Genomic DNA, 20340 nt, shown 5'->3' with positions numbered 1-20340 from the left:
CACCTCCGGGCACTTTCCGTTAGTATGGTTTAGAGACTGTTTAAATTTTGTTCGAGACTGTTTTGAGATTTGTTTTCGAGGACATCTTCTCGTTTTCGTGAAGAGCATAGCAGGCTATGTAACGAACAAAAACGGGGAAATAGACTGAAAAGAAACTCAAAACAGGTCGATAAAAATTTATTCAAGGAAAGTTTAAACAGGCGCTTAACCAATACAAAAAATCAAACAACATATAAAATCTGAAATAGGTTGAAAATTTAAGATTATATACTAAAATCATCACCTTATGAACGAAAAAAAAATACTCAGAAATATCATAGGAGCTATTCTATCACAAAATTATTCAAATGTATCGTTGGATATATCGAATGGCAAGATGGGTGCTTGTCTTTCTCTTTTTGTAGCATCTCGTTTCTTGGAAGATAAATTCATATTAGAGAAAGCGGAGTGGCTAATAGACGAGATATATCGGGATTGTGAAAAAAAATCCATTTCAACCCAGATTGATTTTGAGACAGGCCTGGCAGGCATAGCATTCGCAATTACATATTTGATCAAGCATGGATATATAGATGCTGATCCCAATGATGTATTAAAAGAGTTGGACGATTGTATTTTTCGTTGGATATCTTCAAAAGCCATAGGAGAACTCCAAAATTACACATCTTTATTATATGGTATACTATTTTACTTATTGTATAACATTCATTTTTACAAAAACATCGAGAGTGAGCCTGTACAATTGAAAAAAGAACTTGTAATATTAATTATAAATTCAATCGAATTATCAAATGATCAAAATGGCTATACTCAAATAAATAGTGAGCCTTTTATTTTCAACATGAACTTATACAAATTACCTGTTTACATATATCTTATTGCTGAAACTTATAAATTAAATTTTTATAATTACAAATTAGATAGAATTATAGATAATCTCACTACATTTATACTAAGTTCATTTCCGCGATTGACATCTAACCGTATTTATTTGATTTCCTCTGTCAAATATCTCATGAATATTAAGCCCGTGCCATTGTGGGAAAAGCACATCAGCATTTTAGAGAAAAGTATAGATATTGACACCATGTTAAAATATGAATTCAAAGATAAAAGCATTGCGTTAAACAATGGTGTAAGCGGGCTTCTGATGCTATTGACATCTATACAAGAAACAGAAAATCTCAAATACAAAGAAGAACTCTGTTTTAAAATACTAAAAAAAATAGAACACTCTTCTTATTTTAAGAGTTTAAAAGAGGAAAATAATTTTTTGAGTATGCGATCCGGCTCATGTGGTATTGTGTTATCGCTATCCCTTTATGGAATGTGGAAAGAAAAATATTGCAAATTATGAAAGAAGAGATAATGGATATGACATTTCTGATACCAGTTAGGATTGACTCAATGATCCGGTTAGAGAATCTACAGTTAACAATTGACTTTTTAAAGTCTAATTTTTATTGCCATATTTTTCTGCTGGAATCTGACCGCTACAACAGGCATCTACTGGATCGTTTGTGCACCGATATAAAATATGAGTTTGTAGAAGATAAGGATGTTATATTCTATAGGACAAAATACCTCAATCAGATGACATTGCAATCCAATACAGACTATTTAGCCATATGGGATGCAGATATCATTATTCCGACTGGTCAGATAGTAGATTCCATTCAGCAATTACGAGGTGACAAATATCAAATTGCATACCCATACAATGGTTGCTTTATGGAGACTTCTGATATTTTGCGTGCTCAATATTTTGAAAATAGAGACATTGGCTTTTTGTCGCGAAATGTTGAAAAAATGAGATTATTGAATGACTATCATGAGAATGTAGGAGGTGCCGTATTAGTAAATCGTAAAGCTTATATCATGTCTGGAATGGAAAATGAACATTTTTATGGATGGGGAGCAGAGGACAATGAGCGTTTTTTTCGTTGGAAAAGTTTGGATTATTCCATATATCGAAGCGAAGGAGTCTTGTTTCATTTAACACATCCTCGAGGAGAAAACAGTGGCTATACATCTAAATTTCATCAAGAGAAAGCATACGCTGAATTGAGTAAAACCGTAGCAGAAACAGACGAAGAAATTTTACATAACATAAATAATAACTATTATAGAATATCATGATGGTAAAACAAGATCTCTTTGATGTGACTTTTCTCATTCCTATAAAGTTAGACTCCATATACAGATTGGAAAATCTATTGTTATCGGTTAGATTTTTGCAGCGTTATTTTAATACAAATATAAAAATATTGGAAGCTGGCAGGTACAACAATCATATATTAGAAAATTTGCTAAATAATACAGACTACAGATTCATAAAAGATTCCGACAACACATACCATCGTACTAAATACCAAAATATTTTAGTAGAAGGCGTGGATACACCCTATATCGCTATTTGGGAAGCAGATATCATTGCATATCCAGAACTGATGATTTATGCAGTAGAACAATTGAGAGAAAATAGAACAGAAATTGCTTATCCGTATAATGGTGAGGTCCTCAATGTCCCGATGTTGCTTCGTGAGTATTATGCCAAGAATGAAAACCTGTTGTTTTTACATAGAAATGCAGCTTTAATGAAGGTATTGTATGATATAAAATTGGTGGGAGGAGCTATATTTTATAATAAGGATGCCTATCTGAATGGCGGAAAAGATAATGAAAGGTTTTATGGATGGGGAAATGAAGATTTTGAGAGACAAGCTCGTTGGGAAGCATTAGGATACAGATTTTTACGTGCTGACGGGCCCATGTATCATTTGAGCCATATTCGAGGAGAGAATAGTAAATATAAATCTGTCTACAACAGCTTATATAGTACAAACTTAGTACTTTCTACAACCTTATCTTCTGAAAAAGACATATTAAATGATCACATATATGATCAAGAGGGGAGTGTGCTTATTCTTTGAATATAAACAACAAGTCATTTAAATGCAAAAGATTTGTTATTTGCATTCGAAAAGGGAAAGACATCAAGATGACGTTAACAATGTTAATTGAAAAAGCGAAAATACATCGCCCGGTATTCAAACATCAGGCCTAAATAACAAAAAAAATTAAATCGTTTTGCTTTTTAAGATTAACCCTTTATATTTGCATCGTTGTTTATGCAATTATTGTTTCTTGTCCTAACAAGGATAACAAGAACAAAACCGGATAAACAAACAGCCCGCAAGCATTGTTCTTTAAAATGAAGTATTACCTTTATAATGTATAAGATGCGATGAAAAAAATCCTGTTTCTGTTTTTTCTCCTGACAACTACTTTCTCTCTGAAATCACAGGGAATCCTATCCTTAGATAGTTGCCGTGCATTGGCCATTGCCAACAACAAAGAGTTGTTGATAAGCGGAGAGAAAATAAATGCTGCACACTATCAAAACAAAGCAGCTTTTACGAACTACTTACCCAACTTCTCTGCTACAGGGGCCTATATGCGTAACCAAAAAGAATTCTCGCTGCTCAACAGTGATCAGAAAGCTACCCTATCGGGCTTAGGAAACAGCATAAGCGGACCACTGCAGCAGGCTGCACAAGTCATCGGACAGCTCCATCCTGAACCGGCCCCGGCTTTGTCGCAACTGGGAGGGGCTATCGTACCGGCCTTGAACGAAGCCGGAAGTTCTATTGTAGACGCATTCCGTACCGATACCCGCAATGTATATGCAGGAGCCATCACCCTGACACAGCCATTATACATGGGCGGCAAAATCCGGGCATACAACAAAATCACTAAATACGCTGAAGAGTTGGCTCGCCAACAGCACAATTCGGGTATGCAAGAGGTGATTCTCAGCACGGATCAGGCCTATTGGCAGGTTATCTCGTTGGTCAACAAGAAAAAACTCGCGGAAAGCTACCTGAAGCTATTGCAGAAACTGGACAGTGATGTAGAAAAGATGATTGCCGAAGGGGTAGCCACTAAAGCGGACGGACTCTCGGTTCGGGTGAAGGTAAACGAAGCCGAAATGACACTGACAAAGGTTGAAGACGGGCTCAGCCTTTCTCGGATGCTACTGTGCCAACTGTGCGGCATCGACCTGAGTACCCCCGTCGTATTGGCCGACGAAGACATCGACGACATTCCGTTAATGCCTGTTACTACCGACTTTGAGGTTGAAACAGCCTATGCCAACCGGCCTGAAATACGGAGCCTGGAACTGGCAACCAAAATTTATCAACAAAAAATAAACGTAACCCGCTCCGAGCATCTTCCGTCTTTAGCACTGATGGGAAACTATATGGTTACTAACCCTTCCGTATTCAACAGCTTTGAAAATAAATTCAAAGGAATGTGGAATGTAGGCATCATGCTTCAATTACCCATCTGGCACTGGGGAGAAGGCCTCTATAAAGTAAAGGCAGCCAAAGCAGAAGCACGCATCGCCCAGTATCAACTGGAAGATGCCAAAGAAAAAATAGAGTTGCAGGTCAACCAATCGGCCTTCAAAGTGAACGAGGCAGCAAAGAAACTGGCCATGGCGAAAAAGAACCTTGAGAAAGCTGACGAAAACCTGCGCTACGCCACCCTTGGATTCGAAGAAGGAGTAATTGCTCCAAGCAACGTACTTGAAGCCCATACTGCCTGGTTGTCGGCCCAATCGGAAAAGATCGATGCACAGATTGATGTGAAGTTAACAGAGATCTACCTGCAGAAGTCATTGGGAACACTGAAATAAAATGAATAAGTAAATTTAGAGAAAGCCAATCTCAATCGTAAATCGTAAAATCGTAAATAAGATGACATCACAAAAATCACAGAACAGCAATATGCTGCTTGCATTCCTCACTCTGCTGGGAGTTATTGTACTGGTTGCAGTTGTCGGTTTCTTCATGCTCCGCAAAGGTCCGGAAATTATTCAGGGACAGGCCGAGGTGACCGAATACCGCGTTTCGAGCAAAGTTCCCGGACGCATTCTGGAATTCCGTGTGAAAGAGGGACAAACAGTACAAGCGGGAGACACTCTCGCCATACTGGAAGCTCCGGACGTAATGGCAAAAATGGAACAGGCACGTGCAGCTGAAGCCGCTGCTCAGGCACAAAACGAAAAAGCAATCAAAGGGGCACGTCAGGAACAGATCCAGGCAGCTTATGAAATGTGGCAAAAGGCGATAGCCGGTGTCGACATAGCAGAGAAATCATACAAGCGTGTTAAAAATCTGTTCGACCAGGGAGTCATGCCTGCGCAAAAACTGGACGAAGTCACTGCGCAACGTAATGCAGCCATCGCCACAGAAAAAGCAGCAAAGGCCCAATATACCATGGCTAAAAACGGTGCCGAACGTGAGGACAAAATGGCTGCCGCCGCTTTGGTAGACCGTGCCAAAGGAGCTGTTGCCGAAGTGGAATCGTACATCAAAGAGACTTATTTGATTGCTCAGACAGCCGGAGAGGTTTCTGAGATATTTCCCAAAGTGGGCGAGCTGGTAGGCACAGGTGCACCGATTATGAACATTGCAGTGATGGATGACATGTGGGTGACATTCAATGTGCGCGAGGATTTATTGAAGAACCTGACAATGGGATCTGAATTTGACGCTATCGTGCCCGCACTGGACAACAAAACGATTCGCCTGAAAGTATACTACATGAAGGATCTGGGTACTTACGCTGCCTGGAAAGCAACTAAAACTACAGGACAGTTCGATCTGAAAACTTTCGAAGTAAAAGCTACTCCGGTTGAAAAAGTAGACAATCTGCGTCCGGGAATGTCAGTCATCCTTAAAAAATGAAAGAAAGAGAAAAGAAATATATAGCCCTCTGGCTGGTCATGAAGCGCGAATGTCGCCGTCTTGTGTCCCGTCCGCTCTATCTCTTCTGCATGGTGATAGCCCCGTTATTCTGCTATATTTTCTTCACCACGCTGATGGACTCGGGACTGCCCACCGACATGCCTGTCGGCGCTGTCGATCTGGACAACTCAACCAGTTCGAGAAATATCCTCCGCAATTTGGATGCCTTCGGGCAAACGGCTATCGTGGCCCGTTATGGAAGTGTGAATGAAGCCCGCACTGCAATGCAGGAAGGCAAAATTTATGGGTTCTTCTATATTCCCAAAGGGTTGTCGGCCGATGCTCAAAGCCAACGACAACCCAAGGTATCTTTCTATACCAACAACTCGTACCTGATTGCCGGCTCACTGCTTTTCAAAGACATGAAGATGATGTCCGAACTTGCATCAGGGGCAGTCAGCCGTTCGGTACTGTACGCTAAAGGTGCAACAGAGGGCCAAGCCATGGGATACCTCCAACCGATAGTCATCGATACACACCCGATACAGAATCCATGGTTGAACTACTCGGTCTACTTGTGCAACACCCTTGTACCGGGAGTACTTATGCTGATGATATTCATGGTAACGGTATTCTCCATCGGCGTGGAAATCAAAGACCGTACCGCACGTGAGTGGTTGCGGCTGAGCAATAACTCCATTTATATCGCATTGGCAGGTAAACTTCTTCCACAAACGGTAGTGTTCTTCATCATGGGTATATTTTATAATGTATACCTGTACGGATTCCTGCATTTCCCATGCAACAGTGGCATCCTCCCTATGCTGCTGGCCACTTTGTGCCTTGTACTGGCTTCACAATGTTGTGGCATCGTGATGATAGGCACTTTGCCTACACTCCGCCTCGGATTGAGTTTTGCATCATTATGGGGAGTCATCTCTTTCTCCATATCGGGGTTCTCTTTCCCGGTAATGGCTATGAATCCGGTATTGCAGGCATTGAGCAACCTGTTCCCACTACGGCATTACTTTCTCATTTACGTAGACCAGGCACTCAACGGATACAGTATGGCTTATTCCTGGTCCAATTATATGGCGTTATTGATTTTTATGTTACTTCCTTTCTTCGTGGTTCACCGGTTGAAGGAAGCTTTGATATACTATAAATACATGCCCTAATGAAAGATATAAAATTAAAAGATAAAATAGCACAAGGAGTCAACGACCTGTTTTATATCTGGAAACGGGAGTTTGGAACCACCTTCCGTGACCAGGGAGTATTGATTTTCTTCGTACTCGTGCCATTGGTATATCCGTTGATTTATAGCTTCATCTATACCAACGAAGTGGTGCGCGAAGTGCCCGCAGTGGTAGTAGACGATTCACGCTCCTCACTCAGCCGCAAATATCTCCGCAAAGTGGATGCCACTCCCGATATAGAAATCGTAGCGTATTGTGCCGATATGGAAGAAGCCAAACAAATGCTGAAAGACCGTCTGGCTTATGGCATCATTTATATTCCGAAAGAATTTAGTGATAACATAGCACAAGGTAAACAGACTCAGGTAAGTATTTATTGTGATATGAGCGGACTGCTATATTACAAAAGTATGCTTCTGGCTAACACAGCCGTATCTTTAGACATGAACGAAGATATCAAAATAACCCGTTCGGACAATACCACCGACCGCCAGGATGAGATCACAGCCTACCCCATCGAATATGAAGACGTGGCAATGTTCAATCCGACTAACGGTTTTGCTGCTTTCCTGATACCGGCAGTACTGATCCTGATTATTCAGCAGACTTTACTGTTGGGTATCGGACTTTCTGCCGGCACCGCCCGCGAAAACAACCGCTTTAAGGATCTGGTGCCCATCAACCGGCATTACAACGGCACGCTGCGTATTGTAATGGGTAAAGGACTAAGCTATTTCATGGTCTATTCGCTCGTATCTGTTTACGTACTTTGTGCGGTTCCCCGCATGTTCAGCCTCAACCAGATCGGACAACCGGGTACATTAGCGTTATTTATCCTTCCCTATCTGATGGCTTGCATCTTCTTTGCCATGACTGCGTCCATTGCCATCCGTAACCGGGAAACGTGCATGCTGATATTCGTCTTCACGTCTGTTCCGTTACTGTTTATTTCAGGAATCTCCTGGCCGGGAGCAGCCATACCGCCGTTCTGGAAATATTTCTCTTATATATTCCCGTCTACTTTCGGCATTAACGGATTTGTGCGGATCAATAACATGGGGGCGACACTGAGTGAGATCCCATTTGAATATAAAGCGTTATGGATACAAACGGGATTCTACTTCCTGACTACCTGCTGGGTATATCGCTGGCAGATCATCAAGAGCCGTAAGCATGTCATTGATAAATACAAAGAAATGAAAGGCAAAGGAAAACCGATTCTTTCATAATGAGGATGTATCAAAACCCACCACAGAGGACACAGAGTAACACAGAGGTGATTTTAAATTGCTGATTATTGATAAAAAGATTCTGTGATACTCTGTGTCACTCCGTGGTAAAAAGAGTTATGACACATCCCCATTTAAAATGTACGCTCTTTACCCAACATAGCCTCTCCGTATTTCTTGGGAAACATATTGCGTGTGGCATGATATGTTTCAGGTATATGGAGTACATTGACATCTTTCTTCTTTATTATATAAGATTCACCAACTGTAGTTTTGAAAGAAATCACGTGATCCTTATTGACTTTAACGTTCACATTAAGATTGCTTTGTGACATAACTTGAACAAGATGATCGCCCCAAGGATTCTGTATACGGCATTCTTTTCCCGCTAAACTTTCTATCTCAACAAATGGGATAGTCATTAAACTATCTACAACAGAAGAAACGATGAAGGCCCCTTCAGCACGCAGTGTAAAAGCAGCCGAAAAATTTGACGGCATAGCCGGAAATACTCTAATCTTACCTTCATGGCTTTGAAGTAGCATCTCATTGATAGCAGTTCCCACAATGCCCATCGTTTCCATACCGCATTGAACAAAAGGTTTAGTTCGATAACCCGATTTTCCGGCTTCTGAACGATTGTAAGTCAATCTTGAATCATATATATAATCCCGTTGAGTGTATAGTTCGGCATTGGGGACCTGCTCAACATAGCGAGAGAAATAATGCCAATGATCCAAGTTGTAAAATAGCCCTTGATTAAAATGTTGCAGATAATTAACACTACATCGCAAACGCTCCAATACTTTATCACCCAATCCTAACCGTGCGGAAACAATTGCCCCCGGAGTGATAGCATTCCGGTTTTGGGGATGCTGTAAAGCAATATTCCGGGCTATTTCAAAATAATCGCTCCCTTTATGGTCCAATCCGAGCACACCTGCCGGAAAAACAGCTGTTGTATGCGCATCAAAATGATAGCCTTGTATATTCAATTTTACATCCGGATAAACTTCATTGTTTTCTGCAAAAGCCAATCCGAACACCTTTCCTTTTTCAGGTATATCCAAAATCGGAGGAGCCCATAAATGCGATAAGACGTGTTTCCATTGTTTTATTTTTAACTTGTCTACATGTAGATCTTGAGCGGCTTTAATACAATTTTTAAATAATGATTCAATCATGTATCTATCTGTAATTGTATTCTTCAATTTACTACTCCACTCATGTTCGTAAGGTTGTGCGGGATAAATATAAAATTCTTTTTGGGTATCATCCCATTGCAGAAAATCCAAGTAAAACTCCGCCGCCTCTTTCATAAATGGATAAATTTTTGTCTTGAGATATTCAATATCTTGTGTATAAGCATAATACTCCCACATTATTTTGCTTATTTGGCTGGCCGGCGTATAATTCGTTGTCATATTTCCCCAATTGGCACTAACCATATCACCGGAGAAATCATGCGCTTCGGTTATTAATAATCCGCCTTTCGTACCTTTCTTTTTAGCCAATTGCTCCCCTTGAGGAATCATATTGTCATAAGTTTCAATATAGGGTCGCAATAATTCACAATCGTTTTGGACGGCAAGTCCCCAATAAGACTCCTGAGTATTCCAATGATGAGGAGTAGTCCACTGACGATGATCATAATTGGTGGTCCAGAGCCCACCATTAAATGGCACCGGATATTTCCCTCGTGAAGAACTACCCATGAGATAACGACGGATATAATAAATATTCTCCAGATAATTGTCTGACAGATGAACGAACGACTTTGACCAGAACTTACTCCACCATCTGGCATGTTCTTTTTGGAGTACCGTTATTGTTTTTGCTTCCGCTTTGTCCAGTAACGAAATCGCTTCTTGAGTCGGATGATCAGAATCGTTAGAACTCGCAACTGATATCAAAATCTTATATTTCTGTTTAGAAGATAAAGGTATGATCATCGAATTTTCCCGATCACTGACACGCTGGATTTCTGTTGGAGCCTCAAGTACCCGACATGCGACAGTGAAACACAAACCGCCTTCAAACTTTTCTTCTAAAATGATGTCATTTCCTTTTCTGTTCACCTTTGCAGTACCTATCCCGCTGGCCACATCCCGGTCGCGCGCACCATACCAACCACCAAAGTCACGACTACCCCAACGTTCCAAAGATATTCTGTTAATAGCTCCGCAAGGTAACGAGTTCTTATAGTCTGCCTGACAATCTATCACCCAAACATTTGAATTCGCGTCTATCCAGGATGCAATTTCTGTATCCGCAAACGCTGTTGAGCTTTTAATCTTTAAATCGGCGTTCTGCAGAGATAAGCAGGCTTTAAAATCAGCAAGATGCATATAGCTATAGCATGGGACACCTAAATTGACTTTTACCCGTCCTGCTGAACGTAATGTCATCCTGCCATTGACCGGCTTATCGTACAAATCTACCTTATTAAGTTGCAAGGTAATGCCTTCGTCGGTAAACCATAACATGCCTCCTAAGTCACCATTACCTAAAGGAAAACCATTGAAACCGTCGAATTCCGGTTCCAAATAGACAATTTCATGCTGACTCAGATAATTATCAGCGACTTTTAAAAGCGACGAGGCTTGTACAGCACATATATTATAAAACAACTAAAACAGAAACAATATTCTTCATTTTACAAATTTTTCTTTGATAGTCATTGACTCTTTTACTTCTGTACACAAATTACATCCTGTATCTTTCCTTTGAATCCATTCAACGGATTACCAATTTGGCGTAACGGGAAGATCAGCGTTTCCTGATAAGGCATACGATCCATGCGCTTGTATTTTTCGTAGTATACTTTCATCTCACGTCCTTCTAAACGTTCCTGCAACTTGCCGTTGGCGTATAATGAGGTACCTTTGTCATCTCCTTCAATACTGATATCCGTCCATACTTCTGTAGGGAGCCGATAAGAGCCGAAAACAAAGGTATAACCGTCGCGGCTGAAAGCAATTCGTCCGGTATTTTCCCAATTAATATATACCTTGGAATGAGGACCCTCAAATAGAACGCCGCTAATATTGGTATCCTTGTCCGGATAAATTTTGAACGATACCGCATAAGGGTAGCCCGCTTCATATAAAGTAGTAGAAATAGTGTCCGTTCCACTCAATACACACACCTTTCCGGAAGGAGTCAAACACGTCCTTTCAGGAATCCGCGCCAGTAAGTTTATTCCCGGAGCTTCCGGCATAATGCGGCATAGAGCTTCAAAGGTTTCGTAGGGAACAGCTTTATTGTCTCCTTTCCAAAGTTTTTCTGCCAATACCTGAACGGCAGGGAAAGAACGTAAATGTACATCTTGCTGGGAAATACCGTTTCCGCACATATCATTCCATACAGCAAACATTCCACCCAATACTCCCGGAGTTCCTTCGGGAAGCGTCTGTTTTCTATTCATCAACCACGGATTCCATGATTCATAAATCCATTTATGATCCAAAAAATCACGATAGTAACCAGCTCCCGGCACAATATAGAGATAAGTGTCGCACGTATTTATCAGTCGATATCCCTCTTTTAAGGAAACTTCGGGATCTATCCAATCATATGACCATGCATTGACGACCACCCCCTCCGCCTTTACGGGAGTCTTACCAGGAAGCCACTTCAAGCCTCCCCACATACGGGGATTCTTGCCATATTTTTCGATATATTTCAGATAGCGGTCTGTGAAATAGCGGTATTGTTCTGCCTCTTTCTTATTATACTCATCCGTGCCGATATGTACATCAGGACCGATGAATACAGGGTGCTCACCGGAAAGATATTCATCGAACAGCGTGTCAAGAAAATGATAGGTTTCATCTTTATAAAGATCCAGATGATCCATTCCGTATTCTTTGCTACCGATTTCCGGCTTGTAGTGGGTAAAGGCGAGGGAATGTGCAGGAACATCTATTTCAGGAATAACGTTCACTCCATAATCCACCCCCATCTGTTGCAAGTCGGAAAATTCCTGTTTGGTATATGAACCATCCTTAGCTGTCAGTCCGGGGAAACGTTTACTTTCCAAGCGGAAAGCGGCATAAGTCGCATTCCAATCATTGTTGAAAAATTGTGGGAAACCATTGTCATTCAAATGAATCTGAAACTCGTTCATTTTGTAGAATGAAAGTATCCTGATATATTGCTTTAAATAATCCAAAGTGAAGAATTTACGAGCTACATCCAACATAAACCCGCGATTGGGAAATTCAGGGAAATCGTATGCTCTTCCTTTTGGTAATTTACCTTGCTGATTATACAAAATTTGCAGAAGGCTACGTGTTCCCCAAAAAACTCCTTTTGCAGCAGGCGCTTCAATAGCTGCATAGTGACTTGCAGTCAACACATACCCTTCATCGCCTAACTGTTTGTCGGGTTTCATCAACGAGAGATAAATGTCGTTCTTTTGGGGTTTTCCCATTTTTACGACGTAGTTCCAGTTCATTAAATCTTTCAAATCACCAGCCAATATCCGAGCTGTGGATAAGAGTTGCGCTTCGTTGACCGGATTTACAACAATGTTTCCTCGGGCAGGCAGAAAGAGTTTTCCGTTTCCTCCCTCCCATTGTTGCAAGGCAGGGATAACACTGGGACAGGGTTCTTGCGCAAAGACAAGAAAACATGCCACCAATAGAAAATATAAAGTAAGTGATAGTCTTTTCATAATTTTAAATTTATCAACATAAATTCCATTTATATCTTATGCTCTTTTATTCCTATTATTCAATTAGATACATTGTTAAGCCTATGCATATACTTTTGATAGAACATCTCCCTGTTTCCACTTTGGTCGTTACGATTATCCACTTCACTGAACATCCAGATGTCGTTTTCTTCAGCCAATTGTATCAATTGAGTAAGCAATTGTTTGCGTTCCTCCATCGTACCGTATTCCAAACGAATTTGAGCATACATTACAGCCATTCGCTCTTTCCGAACCCGTTTTAAGATTTCCGGTTGGTCTGCCACGCAATTTTCTGCTAAGTCAAACCAATGTTTGTAACGCTCTACGCATTCTTTTGACAGGTATCCATTGCGATGAGCTTCGGGGTCACCATCCATTGAAAGTATAGCTTTCGATTTTCTTAAGGCTTGTTCCATGTCGGCAATGTACCGCTTGATGTAAATTCCCGCCTTACCATAATATCCTGTTAGAAAATCATCCATTTCCCGGTTCATATCGCATTTCGGATTCCACAACAGTTTAGCGAGCAAATAGCCACGCAACTCTGCAAACTCTCCACCCTTTTCCCTGTTTCCTTGACAGAAGACGGCTGATACGTTGTGAGCCGTATAGAAATTTATATTGTCTTGCATAGTACTGAAGTTGGGAAATGGGGAAACTGAATTTTGGAATTGGATGACATAATCCCATACTAATATTTCATTGCAGATTTTTCCCCAGTCTACTAAATCTTTTCTAAATGCCGCATGAATATCTGAAGTACCAATAGGGAAATTAATACCTTTTCGGGCAGTTTCTATAGCACACATCTGAATGACGACATTAGATGCGGGCTTGGTATGCAATGGAGCTTTTCGAGTATAAGTGTAAGCTAAAGTAGCTATTTTCTTTTGCGGAAAGCGCTCAGCTATCCGATTAACGAATTTCAACATCGTCCCGCTGGGGCTTCCATCATATAAATCTGAAGTTTGACATTTCTGACAAGTACAATTCCCCTTTCCGTCCATTTGGCTTACGCTCCAATAATGCACTAATGAATCAGCCCACACAGGCACCTCTGTCCGTGGCTTCTGAATCAGCCGATTTAAAGAATTTATAGCATAAAGAGGGAGTTCGGAATTAGTCAAGCATAACTGCGTTCCTTCTGGACGCGGACGAACTCTTTTTCCTTCAATTTCCGAAAAATATTCGGGATGAACATCATAAAGGCTGGGAGAAACTACATCATAGAGTGAATGACACCATAGCCCCCAGTCAGCATGACAACCACCTTTAATAGCCCGTCGATTAGGGGCTGTCACTCCTTTACGAAGCGTGTTTCCATTCAATTTCAGTTGTGCGGCGATATCAGGGTCGCACAAGTCATAATAAAAAACTTCCCGCCATTTCACTATCGGTGTATAGCTTTCTTCTATAAGAGGCAATTGTTTTTTATTCAGTGAAGGAATAAAGGAAACTTCAGAACTGTACCAACGGCATCCTATGTATTTTTCTAAAAAAGAATACACTCCATATAGAACCCCTCTACCATTTTGTCCACCGATGACAATGGCATCTTTTTGTACGCTTAAACAATAGCCGTCTTCGCCAAGTTTTGTATTTGCCGGAAGCAGGTATCTTGCGTTACTTTTATCTTTGGTAAGTACCAACATTTCAGACCGGTCCAATGATACGGACTTTCGAACGCATGATACTTTAAATACTTGAGTGATGTACTTGCTCAATTCTTCGGCCGCATGAACAACGACTTTAGGTGCGTCAGAACAAGTATGAATATAATAAGTTCTTCCGCTTTCCAAAGTCATCTTTCCATTTTGGGCTTGCAAAGACATTGCTGTCAATAGAATAAGTGTGATAAATATATATTTCACGGAAATTTCATCAATTATAGAATTTTGTATGAAAAGAGGGGACAGGACATCCGAATAATATTTTGCCCCCTCTATCAATTATATATACCGATTGTCTGTTGAAGCTATTTAACCAACCTGCACTGTATAATCCATTCTTCGGTTGTTTTACCATCGGCAGCAATCACCTTGTATTTGCAAGATTTAGAGAAATCTCCCCATTTGCCTAAGACGGGCGCCCCATCCATCGGATGAATAGTAGATGCTGTAGAAATAGTAGCAATGCCTACAATCTTTTCCAGCTTTACGCCATCACGCACTTCTTCAGTGAAAAAGCTTGGATTTCCAGCTTCGGGCACTGTGATTGTGCAAGAAATAGTATTTCCTTCTATCTTTACATCGGTAGGTAATGAGACTACTCCCAGTTGAGTATTGTTTCCACCACTCATTGTTTGCTCCCAGCGATGTTCAAATTTAAATGCTCTGATTTCCGCATCATCATAAGATTCCAGATCGTCCAGTCCTGTTTCCAAACAAGAGGACAAAATCAATGACATACAGATCATAAAGGCACTTAGCCAAGATTTATTCATAACTTTTTTCATATTCATTACCAGTATTTATTTTGATGTAAATTAGGGTTAGACATGGTTTCCGATTCAGGCAACGGGAAATACATACGTCTGGGCCAAGAGAACACTCGGTCGCTTCCAGTAGAACTTCCATGGCTGGTGTCTATTAATGTGAATGTATCATCGTCGCCATTGATGATAATACAGTGCGTGCGATTATTGAATTCGGGTACAGAATTCGCATTTTCTGTTTTTGCCCAACGAATGACTGAGAAATAACGGTCTCCCTCTAAAGCCAGTTCTACTCGGCGTTCTATTTTATAATATTTCCAGAAATCCGCTTCCGAAGAGTTTTCCGGCAGAGCGGGCAACCCACCGTGTTGAGTACGAGTCATATTCATCACTCTGATAGCTTTGGCTGTTTCACCTTTACGCCCAAGCGCCTCGGCATAGTTGAGAGCAGCTTCTCCTAATCTTAACAGGATGTAACGGAAGTTATAAAGGATTTGATAGCCTGGAAGTGCATCGGTGCCATCCAGTTCATAAACGTATTTACGCCACATATATCCGCTTTGGCACATAAATCCGTGATTTTGCGTATTCTCCCAATAACAATTGCCTTTGGTATCCATTTCAATGGGAGAAGTGAAATAAGTAGTACCATCATAGCAGATAGTGGCATCAAAACGTTTGTCTCTGTTGCTATACATAATAGCGGAAGTCTTTACAAGAGCATTTTCCCATTTTGCGGTTTCCGTATAAGGTTTTGCAGTCTGGTCGCCATCCACGTCAATCGCCAAATAGGCTTCTGTCAGTTCATGGGAAGGCCAATTGGCACACCATGCGTCCACTTTGTCATTGAAAGCCGGCCCCATAATATTTCGTCCGGGCGCCAATGTACCTGCAACATACATGGGAAGTAAATTTTCACAATACTGTTTTTTATCGGCTTGTGTAAAATACAGCTGGATTTCCTTGCTTTCTTCCGGATAAGAGAAACTGCCGAACATTTTACGATACTCAGGATCTATGCTCCAATTAGCGGATTCCTCTCCATCGAACAGTTGTTCTCCGGCAGCGATAGTTTCGTCATAAAGCCCTCCTTCCAGAGATACACGTGTTAGCAACGTAAGTGCGGCTCCTTTGGTGAAACGTTCTTTATAGGCAGTTGAGGGCAGATCGGAAATGGCCAGTTTTAATTCGTCTACCATAAATTGATACATTTCCTTTTCTGAGCTGCGCGGCAACAGCATCTCATCCTCAGGGGTCATCAGCTTATCTATGAGCATAACTCCTCCCCAACGACGTACCATCCAGTCATACACCATTACGCGCAAGCAACGAGCTTCGGCAATAAACTGTTTGCAACTTTGTTCGTCAATGTCGGGGTTATTGGTCAATTTTTCTATAATAAGGCTCGTTCTGCGGATATAGGAATATCTATTAAAACCGCCTACGTTGCCTTCAATATTTGTAGGAGAAATGGCTTCGGCCGCTACAGAGTTATTGTCTTTATTCCAAACATTATCTGTCCACGAATCCGTACGCAAACATTCTGTGCTATTGTCTCCCGAACAATACAAACCTTTAAGAATGGTCCAATAAGCCTCTCTCAACACATTTTGAGCCAAGTCTTTGTTACGCCATACGAGAGGTTCATTGTATGAATCCATTGGTTCTGTATCAAGTACATCGCAGGATGTCAGCCCACAGACCATCATCAGCATTATATATAAATATTTTTTCATATATATTCCTTTCATTTAAAATGTTAAGTTAACTCCAAACTGGATTATCTTCTGCACCGGATAACCTACCTGCCCCATAGCTTCGTCATCTCTTCCGTCTTCCGGGTCAATGTGATACTTTGTAACCGGAGAGAAGGTCAGCAAGTTGTTTCCGCTCACATAGAGTTCAAATAGAGAGATGAAATTCATTTTTTTCAATAGTTTGTATTTCAGATCATAGCTTAATTTAACATTCTTCAGTCGAATGTAGGAAGCATCCAATAACCAATAAGTTGAAGCCATATCGTTATTGCTTCCGTTTTCTTGCGCATTATTGGTTAAGCGAGGATAGAGTATATCTCCGGTATTTCCCGGATAATAGAACTTCTCACTACCGGCTAAACCAACCTGATTTGTATTGAATTTCCGATTGAATGATTCCAACAACATGTTTCGGGCACCTGTGCCTTGCAGCAGCGCATCAAATGTAAACCCTTTATAGGATAATCCCAAAGTGATGCCATAAGTCAAATGCGGGAACCGTGGAGCACCTTGGCGTATCCGGTCATTGGTATCTATCACACCATCACCATTGATATCCTGATAAGCGATATCACCCGGTCGTAACAGGGTAGAGGCCTGGGGACGTGGGTTATCCAAGATTTCTTCCATGTTTTGATAAAGCCCGTTTGATACGTACAACAAGTCAAAATATGACTTTTGGTGTGTAAGACGACGCAACGGATTTTTCAAATCAGATTCCTGTTCATCGTATTTTCTTTCCCAAAGCTCATTGTAATAAGATAAGTTAAGTCCTACATTGTACTTAAAGTCACGGACAATCTTGTCTCTCCATGTCAGGTTAAATTCATAACCGGCTCTGCGATGAGCCGAATTTGTCTTAATCATCGGCATGGCAGTACCCAACGGTGTAGTATAGGAATCTTTGGGGTTCGCCAAATAATTGGTTGTACGATAGTAGAAGTACTCAAAGTTGGCAGACAAACGTTGCTGGAAGAACTCCGCATCGACAGCAAGGTTGATAGTATTTCGGCTGTACCATGTCAAATATTGGCTAACCAAATTACCTTCACGCAAGGTAGAATTCCATTTGCCTCCTTCGTAAAAGTCATTTCCTTTGTTATACACCGACAAATATTGGAAATTACCTACATCATCCAGACCGATCTTACCCCATGAGAAACGGAATTTCAAGGCACTGAACCACTTGTTATTCAACAGAGGTTTCATGAAAGATTCTTTATCCACATTCCAGCCTACAGAAACTGATGGAAAGAAGCCCCAACGTTGCCCTTTGGGAAACTTGTCCGAACCGTCATAACGGAAGTTGGCTTCTACAATATAACGCATTTTATAGTCATATTTTAAACGACCGACCAATCCCATGCGTCCATTTTCTCTTGCCGTACCGTTGTTTTCTGCTGTAGAACTTGGCCCTCCGTTTAATTGCTCAATTACACTGGTCTCATATTGTCTTCTCAGTGCTCCCAGTTCGTTATAGTTGTACTTCCACGAGTTGAAAACGGCTGTCGCTCCGATCGTATGAGCGTCGTTGAATGTTCTGTTATAATCCGCCCGCGCTTCAAAGGTTATTTCATTGGAACGGTACATTTGTTCATCCAGACGAGCCTTTCCAAGATTGGTCGGTTCGTCATTCCATTCCCACACAGGACCTACACCTGCCTCGTTGGCACGCCAATTTTTATTATAACTATCGTATAGATTGTAGTTCATAAGCGCTCCAAGACTCAGTCCGGAAACTTTAGGCACATCCCACTGCATCGACAAACTCATATTCGTATAGTGAGTGTCGTTTTTTCTATATCCGGCTGACGGGTCGATTTCGACGTATGGATTTTCCTGACCTCCTGTCGGGTGACCCGCACTATTAAAGCATCTTGCCAGTGAATTTAGGCGTGCTACGTGCGTCCAGATAGTATATAAACCGTTAGGAGGGTATTGTGTCTTGTTCTGGATGAAAGAAACGTCTCCATTTATTCTCAATCCGATCTTATCGAAATAGTGATCCACGTGCATTCTCATATTTAAACGATCATTCTTAGAAATGTCCGTTTTATAAATACCTCCTAAAGTGTAATAACGCGCAGACATGAAGTAATGGGTATTATTGCTTCCTCCATTCAATGAAAGGTTATGTGACTGCATAGGAGCGAATTTATGGAACAACAGGCTGTTCCAGTCCGTATTTCCGGTTACATCGTTAAAAGTTCCATTCTTCACGGCTTCCAGCACACCTTCCGGCCAATATAAATTGCCATTCGCATCCACTTTCATATAGGTAGGTATTCCGTTGTTATAGAGCGCAGCTCTGTCTGATAATTCGGCAACCACATAGTTGTCAAGAAATTCAATGGGCTGTGTAGGTGAACTCAAAGAGTAAGAACCATTGTAGTTGATTGTCATCTTTTCGTTTGTACCCTTTTTGGTTGTGACCATCACGATGCCGTTACCGGCTCGTGCGCCGTATACTGCCGCTGCGGCAGCATCCTTCAAAATAGAAAAAGACTCAATGTCACTAGGTGAAAGAACGGAAAATTCTTGTTTTGTACCAGGAATACCGTCAATTACATACAAGGGTTCGCCACCTCCACGAATGGAAATGCTGGGCAATGCCCCTGGCTCGCCACCTGCCGATTGAATGAAAACTCCGGTTGCTCTACCTTCCAAAGAACTGATAATATTGGTATTAGGCATATTTATCAATTCATCTCCTTTGACACTGGATATAGAACTGGTTAGTCTTTTTACAGAGCTCTTTCCGTATCCCACTACAACAACCTCGTCCATAAGCTCACTGTCTTCTTGAAGCTTAATCGTTAGCGAGGTGCGATTTCCTACTTTGACAGTCCGTGCTAAGTATCCTACATAGGATATCTCAATCATCGGAGAATTACCGGACAGATTGATTGAAAAATGTCCGTTCATATCAGTAATTGTCGCATTTGAAGTATTCTTCTGTTGGATAGTAGCTCCGACCAGAGGCTCTCCGTTGTCATCTGTTACCACACCGCTCAGTTTGCGATTCTGCTGTTGTTCCTGTACACTAAAATTATTTTCGTCTGTCGTCATAGCGGCCGATATTCCCAAAGCAGGCAAGGACATAAGTAACATTAACAGTCCTCTCTTTAATAATTGAACCAGGAAATAATGGTAATAATAATTACTTTGTATCATTAGTCTTAAATTTTAAATCATGAATACTTTTTATACTACTTGAGTTAAAGCCGAACGGCTTAAGGGCCGGATCTGTTTTTCATAAACAAATT

13 protein-coding genes are annotated in these 20340 nt (G+C 41.1%); 7 read left to right on the top strand and 6 right to left on the bottom strand.

The genetic code is table 11. The annotated features are described in order from the left end of the window. Window positions 1–286 precede the first annotated feature (286 nt). From FDF36_RS19000 to FDF36_RS18970, 7 genes are all read left to right on the top strand, one after another. Window positions 287–1357, top strand: coding sequence for a lanthionine synthetase LanC family protein (locus tag FDF36_RS19000; RefSeq protein ID WP_220392385.1), 1071 nt, complete (start codon window positions 287–289; stop codon window positions 1355–1357). Next, complete coding sequence (locus FDF36_RS18995; RefSeq protein WP_220392384.1) at window positions 1354–2139, top strand: galactosyltransferase-related protein; 786 nt, start codon at window positions 1354–1356, stop codon at window positions 2137–2139. Before FDF36_RS19000 ends, FDF36_RS18995 begins: the two co-directional genes overlap by 4 nt. Continuing rightward, window positions 2136–2933 carry a galactosyltransferase-related protein gene (locus FDF36_RS18990; protein WP_220392383.1) on the top strand — a complete coding sequence of 266 codons (798 nt, stop codon included), beginning with the start codon at window positions 2136–2138 and terminating at the stop codon, window positions 2931–2933. Before FDF36_RS18995 ends, FDF36_RS18990 begins: the two co-directional genes overlap by 4 nt. Before the next feature lie 314 nt (window positions 2934–3247). Beyond that, window positions 3248–4702, top strand: coding sequence for a TolC family protein (locus FDF36_RS18985; RefSeq protein WP_220392382.1), 1455 nt, complete (start codon window positions 3248–3250; stop codon window positions 4700–4702). 61 nt (window positions 4703–4763) lie between these two features. Then, window positions 4764–5756, top strand: coding sequence for an HlyD family secretion protein (locus FDF36_RS18980; protein WP_005782476.1), 993 nt, complete (start codon window positions 4764–4766; stop codon window positions 5754–5756). Beyond that, window positions 5753–6934, top strand: a complete 1182-nt coding sequence (locus FDF36_RS18975) for an ABC transporter permease (protein ID WP_122130749.1) — start codon at window positions 5753–5755, stop codon at window positions 6932–6934. Before FDF36_RS18980 ends, FDF36_RS18975 begins: the two co-directional genes overlap by 4 nt. Then, on the top strand, window positions 6934–8184 hold the full coding sequence (locus tag FDF36_RS18970; RefSeq protein ID WP_220392381.1) for an ABC transporter permease: 1251 nt from the start codon (window positions 6934–6936) through the stop codon (window positions 8182–8184). Before FDF36_RS18975 ends, FDF36_RS18970 begins: the two co-directional genes overlap by 1 nt. A 134-nt stretch (window positions 8185–8318) precedes the next feature. On the opposite strand, the gene FDF36_RS18965 is transcribed toward FDF36_RS18970, so the two are convergent. The 6 genes from FDF36_RS18965 to FDF36_RS18940 form a co-directional block, all read right to left on the bottom strand. Next, window positions 8319–10730: a glycosyl hydrolase family 95 catalytic domain-containing protein gene (locus tag FDF36_RS18965; RefSeq protein ID WP_220392380.1), complete on the bottom strand. Its 2412-nt coding sequence runs from the start codon at window positions 10728–10730 to the stop codon at window positions 8319–8321. A gap of 143 nt (window positions 10731–10873) precedes the next feature. Then, window positions 10874–12862, bottom strand: a complete 1989-nt coding sequence (locus FDF36_RS18960) for a family 20 glycosylhydrolase (RefSeq protein ID WP_220392379.1) — start codon at window positions 12860–12862, stop codon at window positions 10874–10876. Between the two features lie 59 nt (window positions 12863–12921). Then, window positions 12922–14754, bottom strand: a complete 1833-nt coding sequence (locus tag FDF36_RS18955; RefSeq protein WP_220392378.1) for a DUF4838 domain-containing protein — start codon at window positions 14752–14754, stop codon at window positions 12922–12924. Window positions 14755–14858: 104 nt separating this feature from the next. Next, a complete protein-coding gene (locus FDF36_RS18950) occupies window positions 14859–15326 on the bottom strand; it encodes a DUF5018-related domain-containing protein (protein WP_259281478.1) in 468 nt (155 codons plus the stop codon). Between the two features lie 17 nt (window positions 15327–15343). After that, complete coding sequence (locus FDF36_RS18945) at window positions 15344–17053, bottom strand: RagB/SusD family nutrient uptake outer membrane protein (protein ID WP_220392377.1); 1710 nt, start codon at window positions 17051–17053, stop codon at window positions 15344–15346. 15 nt (window positions 17054–17068) lie between these two features. Further along, window positions 17069–20248 (bottom strand): SusC/RagA family TonB-linked outer membrane protein, encoded by a 3180-nt coding sequence (locus FDF36_RS18940; protein ID WP_220392376.1) that lies wholly within the window; start codon window positions 20246–20248, stop codon window positions 17069–17071. Between the last annotated feature and the right edge of the window lie 92 nt (window positions 20249–20340).

The sequence above is a fragment of the Bacteroides fragilis genome (assembly GCF_019583405.1).
Lineage (GTDB): Bacteria > Bacteroidota > Bacteroidia > Bacteroidales > Bacteroidaceae > Bacteroides > Bacteroides fragilis_B.
Note: the sequence above shows the minus strand (reverse complement) of the source record. Positions and strands in the feature narration are given on the sequence as shown.